The sequence below is a fragment of the Paenibacillus sp. FSL P4-0338 genome (genome assembly GCF_038002365.1).
Lineage (GTDB): Bacteria > Bacillota > Bacilli > Paenibacillales > Paenibacillaceae > Paenibacillus_AQ.
Window position 1 is genome coordinate 2,947,757 of sequence record NZ_JBBOCG010000001.1, and the last position, 12,856, is coordinate 2,960,612.

Below are 12,856 nucleotides of genomic sequence, written 5' to 3' on the forward strand. Positions count from 1 at the left end.
GGTTCCTTTCTTTATCGCAGGATAGTATAGCCCGTGCGCACGAGAGACTCGTCCAGCGTACGGATAAGCATGTGCTTGCTGTCTTCACTCCGGTAAGTCAGGGCCGCATACAGCTTGCCCTTCACGGAACCGGCAGTACGGGCGGGGTCCAGCGGCTGGAGCGCGCTAGAGGTCAAGGGCATCACACCTTCCCCCGTCTCCAGCGAGAATAAAATCCCGGTTGCCTCCATCCTCTCCAGCAGCTCCTCATAATGAACCTTGCCCATAGCTGCCAGCGGCACCTGTATCAGGCAGGTGTGCATACCCTCCTGCTTGAACCGGCGGTCCACATAATGCTTAATCAGACTCATCGACTTGCGGGCATTGATCTCTACCAGAGGCGCCAGACTTCCGTCACGCAGCAGCATCGAATCGACACACACCTCACCGTAATATCCGTCAGAGTACAGCTCCCGTCCTATGCTGCGCATGGTCTCCCAGTAGCCTTCCTTGTCCAGCTTGTCCAGCAGAGACGGCTGCGGGGAGTGAGATTCTCCAAAAGCGAAGCCCTGGTTCACCAGCTGCTGAACAGACAACAGGTTGATCCGGCCTTCCGGTTCAATCTGAAACTGGCAGGAGAAGTCTGTCTCCCGGTCCAGCAGAGGCTCAAGGACAAACCGGATTCTTTTCCCCTGATTGCGGCTCGACTCCAGATGCCCGGCCATCCGGCGCAGCATACGCTCTGAATCCACCAGCTGATTCCCTTTACCGGATACCCCATACTCGTCCTTGATCAGAAAAGCTCCCTTCTCCAGCAGCGCTTGTCCCGATTGCAGCAGCTCCTCCATACTGTTGACCACTAACGCAATATTCGGCAGCCCCAGCCGGTCCCGCATCGCCGTTGAATAGCTCTTGGTATTCACTGCCCGTACAATATCTTCATTAGGCAACGTAGGCAAAAGCTTGTACCGGCTAACCGCCTCCTGTGTCCCGGGAAGCACGGCGAAGGGCTCCAGCAGCGCTCCTTCCGGTATTAAGCGGTCCGGTTCCTGCCCGGCGTCCATCCGGCCCAGCAGTTCAAATACATTCAGCGCCGCCTGTGCGGGAACAGATTCCTTCGCCTCCAGACTGAGCGTATCCATATTGGTGCTGAATGCATAACCGAGCGATTGCAGATAGTCATATTGTGCCCGGTTCATCCCCTGGCGGGTTAAGAGAACATCGCCGCTCCCGCAAAAGACAAACAGCATTTCATCCATCGCCTGCACGATAGCCAGCGCCTTCGCATCGGGAATGGCCGGCAAGGAGGCCAGATCCTCCTCCCGCCAGTACCGCTCCGACTCCAGGCTGCCGCAGTGCACAGCATTCCTCATTGTACGGCAAGCCCGGCGACATAAGCGGAGAACCGGTCCACTGATTTCAGGTGCTCCAGATCAAAGGTGTCGAAATCTACCTCTATATTGAATTCATCCTCGACTCTCAGAATAAAATTAATGATCTGCAGGGAGTCAAGTGCGGCGTCCAGGGTCAGGTCAGAAGCTCCGCTGAGCGTCTGAAGCAGGCCTGGTTCCTCCTTGATTTCGGCGATAATCTCAATGACTTTATGCTGCATGTGTCTACCCCTTTCAGGTTGCATAATTGGAATGAATAGCATGAATATACCAAATTTTAAGTTGTTAATATATGGTTGAATACGCCAAAATATTGAGATATACTAGGATGGATTCCAGTTGCCAACATAAGGAAACAGGAAACGGAGGTTTGTTTATGGAAGCTTTTCCGGTATTCAGGGGGGATTATGTATTCGACTCCTGTTCACCCGTTCAAATGCTCCTGACTCAAAAAACGGTCACTTCCGTACGTCATCAGCACGACTTCGTAGAGCTGGCCTACGTGGTTCAAGGGACAGGCATTCATCTGGCTGGTGAGGATAAAATGCAGGTGACGCAGGGGGATGTGCTGGTGATTCCGCCGGGGGTGTCCCATGTCTTTCATCCGCAGGATCTGAGCGGTACCGAGCCGCTGCTGATCCTGAATTGTATGCTCAGGCCCGGACTTGACAAGGTGCTTAGAGAGCTGCCCGGGACTTTGTCCGAAGAGGTCCTCTTGCCGCTGCTGAAGCTTCTGGAGGTTCAGCATTGGTTCGGATACATGGAGAAGAACAAGGAAATCCTCTTCCTGCTCGGCCGGCTGCACGGGATGCTGAACTCTGGCCTGCTCATAGATGAGCAGCGGCTATACCCGCCGCTGCTGGAGCTGGCGAAGCTGATTATGACCGCAGCAGACCTTCCCTTCGAAGAACGCCCGGTCCTTCAGTATGACCCGCTGCATGATGTCCTCCTATATATGATCAGTAACTATAGTGAGCGGATCACGCTGAATGAAATGAGCCGCCAGCTTGCGATGAGCTCCCGCCAGTTCCAGCGTCTGCTCAAGAATAAGACCGGCAGATCTTACATCCAGATCTACCAGGAAATCCGGATGAAATACAGCTGCATCCTGCTCCTGTTCACGAAGCTTGGCGTGCAGTCCGTGGCCCTTGAGGTAGGCATTTACGACATGAAATATTTCTACCGGCTCTTCCGCGAATTCAGCGGCATGACTCCCGCTTCTTATCGCGACCGGCTGCACAGCCACTTCTGCTCGGCGAAGGAGATGATGAGCAGTGTTGAACATTGCTCCTGTTAAGAGTACCCCATACCCTAAGCTGCGCAGCTGTATTGATGACTGCATCCAGTCTGTAGCGCAGTGGCAGGGCCTGGACAGCAAAGGCATGTACGGCGATGCCTGGCAGATGTCCCTGGATGAGCCGCAAGCCCCGGACCAGCCGCTGATTGAGCGGATACGTCTGCCCCGGATCAATACCAGCTACCTGTCTGCGTACCATGGCCTTACCTTCAGTTATATCGAACGGACTGAACCGGCGATGGATCGAAGCTACATGCTTGACTTACTGGAGAATCAGCTGTCCTCAGGCATGCCGGTGCTGGTCGGCTTCGATTCCTATGACTGTCCCTGGTGTGTAGCCTACTGCAGTCTGCATACGAGCCATGCTTGTCTTGCCGTAGGTCTGGACCGGGAGAAGAACCTGATCTATCTGACCGATGCTTACTATGGAAGGGAACTTGAGGTAGTGGATTTCAGCATCCTTGAAGGAGCCTGTCATTTCTATGCTTTATTCGGGCGGTGCGAAACCTCCCGCTCCTGCTCAGATTGGCAGACGATCCTTCAAGAGGTGCTTGCCAGCCCAGCCCCTCAGATTCGTCCAGATCAGGTGGGTGTCCAGCTCAGGGCATATGCCCAGGCCTATCTGGAGACCGGGATACAGCCTGATAACACTGCTGCAGCCAGTTCGGCCTTCAAAATCTATGCCAACGCCCTGCCGATCAGCCGAATCCGGTTCAGCCAGTTCCTGCAGCTGCTTGAGCGCGAAGGTCCGGCGCCTGCTCTCTCCCGGGCAGCTGAAGGCTACCGTAAGGCAGGCGAGAAGTGGGATCTGGTGAATCAGTTCATGATTAAGGGGATGTGCTCGGGTAACAAGCCCGCCGCGCGGGTGAAGCTTCACAGGAATATGTGTGAGATCATCCGCCTGGAGGAGCAGCTTTTGGAGGAGCTGGCAGATTTGACGAGGATGACGCAACCTAGCAGATAGATTCTCTACAATATACAACAAACAGAGCAGCGGTCCCCAACCGGGAACCGCTGCTCTGCTTTTGTTAAACTAACTATTTATTCTGCTATTTGCGCACCGAGAGGATGAACCGCTCCAGCGCACCTATATCCGTAATGCTCTGATTGCAGCCCTGACTATCCATACATACGTACTGGCCCACGGAAGCAAGATTATCTGCCGCCGCAAGCTCCGGCTTGGTCTTGACGTTCAGAAAGGCTAGCTCCTGCTGCCGGTTGCAGAACAGGCAGTAGCCCTTCTTGTGCAACGGCAGCATCCGGCCTTCCACACCAATGAACTGCCCTTCATGCGGATAGACGATGAACAGCTTGTTCGCTGCGATGTCCATCCAGGCCAGATACGTGACATAGCGGAAATCAAATGACTGCAGGTCAGGCAGCTTCATCTTTTTATTCTTGGGAAACAGCTTCTGAATCTGCTTCAGCGTAATCGGCGGAAACGGCTCCAGATAAGGCTCCAGCCCGCTGGTATACTGCTGGAAGTCCTCGGCCTTCTCGAAGGTGGAGATTGCCCGCAGCATCTGCTCCTGACCCTCGGTCAGTGAAGCAAAGGCCCCCGTCACGTTGAGCTCGGCGCTGTATCTTACAGTCTCCAGGACACGGCGGTCCGCTACCGAACGAAGTGTTTTCAGCACAAAATCTGCTTGTTTCTTAATATAATTATATTGATGGTTTCTAATAAATGTTGGTTTCACAGCTCTTCAGCCCCTTATTATGATTGATTACAGCAATAAGGTGCAGAGCCTGCGATTAGAAACGATAATATCTGTTTGGGCGATCAAGATTGTCCTGCCGCACCCCACGCAAAGTATCGCCCCGGATCAGGCTCTGCATGAGGACTGCCTAGCTAATGAGCAATTCGTAGCCATCCGTGTAACCCCCTATCAAACTAACTTGTCAAAAGTATAGCAGGAAAATACGGACGGAACAATTCCATTTCCCTGAATGATTCTCAAGGTACTATGATATGACAGGTGTGCAGAGCATAAGCCCGGTGGTAAAATAATGTGGTGTGCATCAGCGTTACAGCAGTGAGGAGGAAGGTCCGGTATGGACATTCATACATACGAACCGCTTGTGCCGAACATCGTGCTGTTCGTGGACCGCAGATCTTTTGCAGAGTGGGAGATTGTCAGCAGCCCTATCGATTTCCATGATCTGACGTTCATTGTGGAAGGCAAAGCGGTCTATTCCATTAACGGGGAGCAGTTCCCGGTGGAAGCCGGTGATATTCTCTACGTCCCTTCCGGCAGTATCCGGGAAGCCCATACGTTCGCAGAGGCACCTATCCATTCCTATGCATTCAACTTCTTTTGGGAAGGAGCGGACAATCCGGTACATCTGCCGTTTGCGGCCGTAACCAGGGGCTGGATGACCAAAGAAATCCTGGAGGATATCAGGGAGTTCTCGCATATCTGGATGGGCTCACAGCCGCTCTTCCGGATGAAGGCCCGGGCGATTTTTCAGCTGATTATCTATCGTCTGCTTAACATTGCCTATCATCAGGAGGCCCCGCTGCTTGATCCGCGAATCCATAAGGTAATGGCCTATATCATGGATCACTATTCGGAGGAGGTTACGATCAGGGATCTGGCGGAAGGCATCGGACTGAGTCCGGTCTATCTCGGCAAGCTATTCAAGCAGAATACGGGGTACACCTGCAAGGAGTTCCTGAACAAGATCCGGGTGAACAACGCCGAAATGATTCTGTCTGCGGGGGGCTTCAATGTATCGGAGGTGGCTGAGCATTGCGGGTATCACGATGTGGCGTATTTCAGCAATGTGTTCAAGAGCCTGAAGGGATATCCGCCGTCATCGGCTCTGAAGGGATGACGGCGGCATGGTGGAGCTATTGTATAGCAAAAGTTCCCAGTCTATTTAATAATCATAACGCCCCAAGCATCAAGCGTCAGTTCCTGATCCTGCTCTACCGCATTGCCGGACAATAGCTCCTGGCCGGCTTCATACGAATATTTGAAGCTGACCGGCTGGGCTGAGTAATTATAGTAGTAACGGATGGTATGGCCCTGCCGGTTCATACCGGACTTCACGATGAGCGGGAACGACAGCTGCTGGTCCGCTCCCCATAACCCGGCCACCTGGAGCGTATCGCGCAGGATTTCCGCAAGTGCGTCAGGTCCGGTCATACAACCGATGTAGGTGGCTGTTCCTTCGCCGAAGGTATTGCGGGTGACGGCAGCATATTCGCCCCACTGGGGATGATCGTAGCTGGCCAGCACCTCCGCTGAACCGGGAACAATCATCTCCATCCAGGTGCGGACGGTGTGAACGCCTGCTTCAGCTCCCTCAGGGAACAGCTTGCCGGTAAGTCCCGTAACCGCATTCGGCGTGGCAAAATGACTGTAAGCAATCCCGCAGGCCTCATGAATGACCCCAGGTTGTGCCGTATGACGAACCTTCACCTGCTCATCGGTGAACCCGCTCTTGAAGGAATAGACCACATGGCCGCCGCCGCGGACGTAGTCATTCAACTGCTGGAGCGCTTCGTCCGAGGCGGCATACAGGGCCGGCACTACAACCAGCTCATACTCCTTCAGACGGGGGCTTCCCGGCTGGATGAAATCGCAAGCAATGTTCATCTTATAGAGTTCGTCGTACATCCAGCGGACTACATCGTTATAGATCAATCCGCCGGGCAGCTTGAACCATTCGATCGCCGACAGCGCTTCATTGCTAACCATAACGGCTACCTTGCTGGTCTTCTTCAGTCCAATAAGCTGATCGCTTAGCCGCTTGAAGTCCGCGCCGATAGTCTGGGCTTCCTTATATACCGGATTCGGCAGGAAATCATGGCTGAGCAAGCCCTTCCAATAGGTCTCGAAGGAATTATGAATCGAATGCCAATGCCAGTAAGCGACCATCGAAGCGCCTGAGCCCAGATGACTGAACGCCAGCTGCCGCAGCTGGCCGGGATATGGCGTCCATTCGGGGAATGCTTGCGCCTGGGTCTCCAGCACGAAGTAGTTATCCTGCTTCAGCGAGCGGGTCATATCTCCCCCGAAGGCAATCTCTGCACCTGTAAGCTGATCCTGGGACGGGTGATAAATATCTGTACCGGCAATGTCAAAAGGCTGCGACGCCGCAAAATGATCCACCGAAGGCTGAACGCCGAACGAATAGCCCCGCCACTCGAAATCGAAATTATGGGTGGTGAACTGTCCCGGCTGCTTATACTCATTCACAATTCCGACCTGCCACGCCAGGAACTCATTCACCAGCCCCCGCTGGAACCGGGCGAATTCAGCCCCCAGGCTGCCGTTGATCGTCCCCACCACGGACGGGAAGTCCTCCCAGCGGTCGATCCGGTTACTCCAGTAATCCAGACCGAACTGGTGGTTGATGGCTTCGAGCGTTCCGTAGGTCTCCCTCATGTATTTGACGAATCTTAGCTGGACGTTCGGTCCGGCTGTCTCATAATGCTTAGTCTCATTATCGATCTGGTAGCCGATGACTGCCGGATGCTTATGTACCACAGCCATCAGCTTGCGGATGATCCGCTCCGAGTAGAACAGATACGCCGGACTAGTGATATCCATAATCTGTCTGGCGCCATATTTCCCTTCCCCTTTCACAGTCACGGCCAGCACCTCCGGGTGCTCCTTGACCATCCAGGCCGGTACCGCATACGTAGGTGTTCCCACAATGACATGAATTCCGGCCTCATGCATCGCATCCAGCACTCTCTGTACAGAAGAGAAGTCGAATACCCCGTTCTGCGGCTCATGTGTGCTCCAGGTCGATTCGGCAATCCGGACGGTATTAATGCCCGCATCCTTCATCATTTGGATGTCCTCCGTAAGACGGTCATAAGGCATGTATTCATCATAATAAGCAACGCCGTATAACAAGTGATCCATTATAATCCTCCTAAGAGTTTTGATAGCATATGCATCCTGAATCTCTGCGCAAAACTGGCTGCGGAAGCATACGCTTAGAGTTTTGATAGCATACGCCTAGAGTTTGGTCCGCTTTAAGATCAGCCTTTTACCGCGCCAGCTGTCACGCCCTTGGTGATCTGTTCGTTGAAAATAGCGTAGATGACAATGGCCGGGATCGATGTCAGCACCATGACCGCAAATTGTGAGCCGTAGTCTGAGGAATACTGGCCGGCGAAGTTCATGACCGAGAAGGGCAGCGTCTTCAGCGCATCTTTACTGAGGAAGGTCGATGCCATAATGAATTCATTCCAGCAGTTCAGGAATGTTGTAACGATGACCGTAACCAGTGCAGGCGCAGTAAGCGGTGCAATGATCTGGAAGACAATCCGGTAAATATTCGCGCCGTCTACTACTGCGGACTCCTCCATCGCCTTCGGAATACTCCGCATGAAGCCGGTCAGGATGAAGGTTCCCAGCGGTACAGACACTGCGGTATATGGCAGAATAAGCCCTAGATAGGAATTCGTTAAGCCCAGCGCCTTGAAGATGGCAAAGTTAGGCAGAAGAGTCGCATGAATCGGAATCATAATCCCCAGCAGGATAATGGTGAAGAAGATGGGGCGCAGCTTCCACTGCATACGGGTAAAGGCATAGCCCAGCGTAAGGGACAGAATCACCGTTAACAGAATGGTTACTGAGGTAACGAAGGCACTGTTAATGAAGTAGCGCAGGAATTTACCGTCCACCCAGGCATTGATATAGTTCTGCCACTGCGGGTCACTTGGCCATTTCAGGACGCTGGAGGAGTAGAACTCATTGCTGCTTAAGAATGAGAAATCAATCAGCCAGATGAGCGGGAACAGCTGGACCAGGGCGACGATCAGGAAGAACACCCATAGTATGGTTTTTGTGCTTTTTGTCATGGTGATTCCTCCTTAGAATTCCGTCGCATCACTGCGGGTCAGTTTGTTGCTGAGATAGGTGGCAAGCAGGCAGACAAAGATGAACAGAATCGAGATGGCGTTGGCATAACCATATTGGCTGGCCGAGAACGCCTTGTTATAGAGATACACGGCCAGGAATTGGGTGGAATCGCCGGGACCGCCGTTAGTGGTCAGGAACACGGTTTCCATCTGTTTCAAGGCGGTAATCATAGCCAAAGTAATCTGCACCGTAATAACCGGTGACAGCAGCGGAACTGTAATCCGCCAGTGCAATCGGAAGCCGGAGGCTCCGTCCAGTGAAGCGGCTTCATACAAATCATCGGGAATGCCTTTGAGTCCTGCATAATAGAACAGCAATCCCCAGCCGAAGCCGGCCCAGATCAGGATGAACAGCATGGAGATCAGCGCGGTGCTGCTATCCCCCAGCCAGGCATGCTTTAGCATTCCAAGCCCCAGGGAATCAAGCATTTTGTTGAAGGCGCCGAAGGTAGGGTCCAGCAGGGACAGCCACATTTTTGAAATAACGACTACAGAAATGACACATGGGATGAAGAAAATCGTTCTAAACCACTTCTCTGCCTTACCGCCCAGGCGGTCCAGCATAATGGCAAAAAAGATAGCAATCGGATGTTGGATCAGGATAAAGCCCAAACCGAGCAGTACGGCATTTCTAAGTGCCAGCCAGAACCGTGAATCGTGGAACAACAGCTCCGTATAGTTGGCGAATCCGATGAATGCCGAGGGCGTTCCCGGAGACAGGGTGTCTCTGAAAGAGTAATACGCGCTGAGTACAATCGGCACGAGAAAGGTCAGGGAGAACAGGAGAATCCCCGGAAAGACGAACAGAAAGATTGCCATTTTGTTGTTAAATACTTTTTGCATGGAACTCCAACTCCATCCTTAAGATTAGAGAGGGGCAAGAATGCTTCCCGCCCCGTCTCCTTTCACTCTCTATAGTGGTGATCTATTATCGGTGATTTGTGATCTGTTATTGAGTTTCCGCAGCCTTTTGAAGATCGGCCAGCAGCTGCTCAGGTGTTGATCCGCCGGCGAAGAACTTGCCGAAGGCATTCTGTGCATCATCCTTGAACTTAGGTGTACCGGAGTCAAGGGCGATAGAACCTGCTGTGCTGGTAGCCCCTGTCAGAACCTCAGTCAGTTGCTTCTGCAGTTCGCTCTCTTTGCCGCTAAGCTCATATTTCTGTGCCGGTACAGCCGCTCCGGTATCCCATACAATCTTGGCCCATTGATCGGCGGACATCATATAGTCGAAGAACTTCTTGGCTTCTTCAGGATGCTTGGAGCTGCTGACCAGCGAGTATCCGCCGCCGTTCCAGGCCAGAAGGTCGGTGTTCTTGCCTTTACCGCCATCAACAACCGGGAATTTCAGTACATTCACATTGTTGCGGAAGTCTTCCGGCAGCTTGTCATTGGTAGCCATACCCGCTTCCCAGGAGCCCATATACCACATGGCTGCACGGCCTTGCGTGAACAGGTTCTGGGAAGCGCCGTAGTCCGCTGTCATGAACGATTCCTGGAACAGCTTGGTGTCTCTGGCTTCTGCCAGCAGCTTGGCCGCAGCCAGGAAGTTCTCATCGCCGGTGAAATTCTTCTTCTTCGCTACCGCATCCAGCATCAGGTTCTGATCGCCCGTGAGGCGTACGACAAGATCCTGGAAGAAGGCCGCGAAGCTCCACAGGTCCTTACCGTTCATCGACATCGGCTCAATGCCTTTGGCACGGAACTGCTTGCCCGCTTCCAGCAATTCGGCGTAGGTGGTAGGAATCTTGATGCCATTGTCATCGAACAGCTTTTTGTTATAATAGATCACTTCATAGTCACTGTTGCGGGGCAAGCCATAGAGCTTGTCATTGAAGGTGAAGGATTTGTACACGCCCGGCAGGAATTTGTAAGTGTCTCCTTCGTATTCCGCAGGGTTCAGCTCTTTCACATAGCCGGCTTGTACCAGCGTATTCAGCTCTGCTCCGCCGTGAACCATCGTGACGTCCAGCGATTCGTTGGAAGCCATGTACGCCTTCAGCTTGTTTTTGAACGGCTCCTCGGCGAGGGTTTCGATATCGATCTTGACATTGGGATTCGCTTTGATATAGTTGTCGATTACCATTTGCTCTGCCAGCCCCTGGCCGGATTTACGGTCGGGAAGGTTCGAGAACAGACGCAGCGTCACTTCCTTGTCCGCAGATCCGGCTGTACCGCCGTTCGTGCTGCTGCCTGCATTATTGTTCTTGTCATTACCGCCTCCGCATGCGCTAAGCACCGAGACTGCCGCAAGGGCCGTAACCAGCAGTATATTACGTGTGGATTTTGAATTCATAACCATGTCAATTCCCCCTATTTGTTATGGATCGTGGGTTGCTTTCTTTGTTTCTGAACACATCGTACCAGAGTACCAGAGCCAGGGTCAGTAGAGAAAAAGAGAGTAATGTTGAAAATTGTCGACTTCGAATGTCAGCTCCCTTGTGTATATTCGGCATTGCGCATAAGATAAAAAACAAAAAGGTTAGTGATCCTGTGCTGCGCTACTACTTGAATATGAACCTGCGATACAAGATAACCATACTGATCTTCCTGCTGATTACCGGGGTGGCCTGCACGCTGGGCGCATATTCCTATAACATCTCCAAGCAGCAGATCATCAATAAGGTGAGCAACTCCAACCAGAGTGTGCTCAAGCAGATTGACAGTAATCTCGCCCGTATGCAAAAGACCTTAGCCGACTGGGTCACGGTATTCAGCCTCGCTCCAGTCGTTCAGGATACCCTGAGGAGCAATACCCCGGATTCGGCGAAGATCGAGAACCAGCTCTATAACGGACCCACTGCGTCGATCATGAACCAGATGCTGGTGACCGGAAGCTTCGACTATCTGGCTCTGTACGGCAGCTTGTCCGAGCCGCTGTTTCAGGTTGCCACCGATGACAGCAGCGGTGCGTATAGTTTGAGCAAAATTACCTCAAATGATACTTATAAACAGACCGTTGCCTTAAACGGTGCCTCCTACTGGTTCCCGCTGACGGAAGAGAACAATGTATTCATTCAGAGCAACCGCAATGACAAGCTTGGCATGACCCGGATTATCCGCGATATTGTGAACGGGAACCGGATCGGCTTCGTATTCGTCGGCATTAATCTGGAGACGATCCGCAGAACCTATCTGACGAATCTGTATGACAAGGATCACGGCATCCTCATTCTGAGCGAACAAGGTACACAGCTTCTGTCGGCAGGCAAAGAGACTTATAGCCCAGAAGCCGCACAGTTCGTAATGAAGCAAGCCAAGGCTGGCATTCGCTCCGGCAACACCATCGTCAGCCTGGAGGGCAAGGATACGCTGCTCAATTACAACATCAACCAGGATGGCTGGATCACCCTGTACAGTGTTCCGCTCTCTTCGCTGACTGGGGAGCTGAATTCCATCAAATCGGCAGTGCTCGTGATGGTATTAGCCAGCCTGGTGCTTAGTATTCCTCTGCTCATGTTCTTCTCCTCCTTCCTGACAGCGCCGATCAAGACGCTGCTGTTGTCCATGCGGCGCTTCCAGAACGGACAGTTCGAGGAGAAGGTGGACATCAAATATTGGGATGAGATCGGCCAATTGAGCCGGGGCTACAATAATATGGTCAGCAACATCAAGACGCTTGTAGACGATGCCTATCTGCTGAAGCTGAAGGAGCAGGAAGCGGAGCTGAAGGCGCTGCAATCCCAGATTAACCCCCATTTTCTCTACAACATGCTCGACACGATCTTCTGGGAAGCGGAGGCGGCAGGACAGGATAAGATCAGCGAGATGGTCATCAACCTCTCCCGGCTGTTCCGGTTAAGTCTTAACCAGGGCAAGAGCTTCACCAGTGTAGCCAAGGAAAAAGAGCTGATTGAGCTGTATCTGACGCTCCAGAAGATGCGGTTCCAGGAATCGCTCGAGTATGTGATCGACATACCTGAGGAGCTGTACTCCTATGTCATCCTGAAGCTCAGCCTGCAGCCGTTCATTGAGAACGCGCTGATCCACGGCATTGAACGCAAGCGCGGCGGCGGACGGGTAAGCATCAGCGGACAGCGTACCGGAGACCAGCTGAGGTTCGTGATTGAGGATAACGGGGGCGGGATGAGCAGCGAGACACTGCTGAAGATTCTTGCCATGCCTGACGAGACAGATGTGTACACTGCCCGGGATGTCGGCGGCTATGCGGTGCAGAATGTACAGGCACGGCTGAAGCATTTTTATAAAGGTGACTATGCTCTGAACTATACCAGTGTTCCCGGAGAGGGCACGCGTGTGGAAATTGTGATTCCGGTGATTATAAATGACATGCAAGAATAGACA

General features: G+C 52.7%; 11 protein-coding genes. 4 read left to right on the forward strand and 7 right to left on the reverse strand.

From position 1 onward, the window contains the following. Positions 1-11: 11 nt before the first annotated feature. Positions 12-1,352: a hypothetical protein gene (locus MKZ07_RS13130; RefSeq protein ID WP_036698657.1), complete on the reverse strand. Its 1,341-nt coding sequence runs from the start codon at positions 1,350-1,352 to the stop codon at positions 12-14. Continuing rightward, complete coding sequence (locus tag MKZ07_RS13135) at positions 1,349-1,591, reverse strand: acyl carrier protein (protein WP_036698660.1); 243 nt, start codon at positions 1,589-1,591, stop codon at positions 1,349-1,351. The genes MKZ07_RS13130 and MKZ07_RS13135 overlap by 4 nt, the downstream gene beginning before the upstream one ends. 155 nt (positions 1,592-1,746) lie before the next feature. Here MKZ07_RS13135 and MKZ07_RS13140 point away from each other — a divergent pair, with 155 nt between their 5' ends. Further along, positions 1,747-2,667, forward strand: coding sequence for an AraC family transcriptional regulator (locus MKZ07_RS13140; protein ID WP_036698664.1), 921 nt, complete (start codon positions 1,747-1,749; stop codon positions 2,665-2,667). Further along, positions 2,645-3,631, forward strand: coding sequence for a hypothetical protein (locus MKZ07_RS13145; protein ID WP_341026072.1), 987 nt, complete (start codon positions 2,645-2,647; stop codon positions 3,629-3,631). The genes MKZ07_RS13140 and MKZ07_RS13145 overlap by 23 nt, the downstream gene beginning before the upstream one ends. A gap of 85 nt (positions 3,632-3,716) precedes the next feature. Here MKZ07_RS13145 and MKZ07_RS13150 read toward each other — a convergent pair whose 3' ends face one another. Continuing rightward, a complete protein-coding gene (locus MKZ07_RS13150; RefSeq protein ID WP_036698669.1) occupies positions 3,717-4,364 on the reverse strand; it encodes a FusB/FusC family EF-G-binding protein in 648 nt (215 codons plus the stop codon). Positions 4,365-4,719: 355 nt separating this feature from the next. On the opposite strand from MKZ07_RS13150, the gene MKZ07_RS13155 reads away from it, so the two are divergent. After that, positions 4,720-5,502, forward strand: a complete 783-nt coding sequence (locus tag MKZ07_RS13155) for a helix-turn-helix transcriptional regulator (RefSeq protein ID WP_084649030.1) — start codon at positions 4,720-4,722, stop codon at positions 5,500-5,502. 41 nt (positions 5,503-5,543) lie between these two features. Here the strand turns inward: MKZ07_RS13155 and MKZ07_RS13160 are convergent, their stop codons facing one another. The 4 genes from MKZ07_RS13160 to MKZ07_RS13175 all read right to left on the reverse strand — a co-directional run bounded on the left by MKZ07_RS13160 (position 5,544) and on the right by MKZ07_RS13175 (position 10,853). Continuing rightward, positions 5,544-7,547: a beta-galactosidase gene (locus tag MKZ07_RS13160; protein ID WP_341026074.1), complete on the reverse strand. Its 2,004-nt coding sequence runs from the start codon at positions 7,545-7,547 to the stop codon at positions 5,544-5,546. 119 nt (positions 7,548-7,666) lie between these two features. Further along, a complete protein-coding gene (locus MKZ07_RS13165; RefSeq protein WP_036698676.1) occupies positions 7,667-8,491 on the reverse strand; it encodes a carbohydrate ABC transporter permease in 825 nt (274 codons plus the stop codon). Positions 8,492-8,503: 12 nt separating this feature from the next. After that, positions 8,504-9,394 carry a carbohydrate ABC transporter permease gene (locus MKZ07_RS13170; protein WP_341026075.1) on the reverse strand — a complete coding sequence of 297 codons (891 nt, stop codon included), beginning with the start codon at positions 9,392-9,394 and terminating at the stop codon, positions 8,504-8,506. A 106-nt stretch (positions 9,395-9,500) separates the two neighbouring features. Then, positions 9,501-10,853 carry an ABC transporter substrate-binding protein gene (locus tag MKZ07_RS13175; RefSeq protein ID WP_051493887.1) on the reverse strand — a complete coding sequence of 451 codons (1,353 nt, stop codon included), beginning with the start codon at positions 10,851-10,853 and terminating at the stop codon, positions 9,501-9,503. 191 nt (positions 10,854-11,044) lie between these two features. On the opposite strand from MKZ07_RS13175, the gene MKZ07_RS13180 reads away from it, so the two are divergent. Further along, entirely contained in the window at positions 11,045-12,853 is a 1,809-nt protein-coding gene (locus tag MKZ07_RS13180; protein ID WP_341026076.1) for a sensor histidine kinase, read from the forward strand. Positions 12,854-12,856 lie beyond the last annotated feature (3 nt).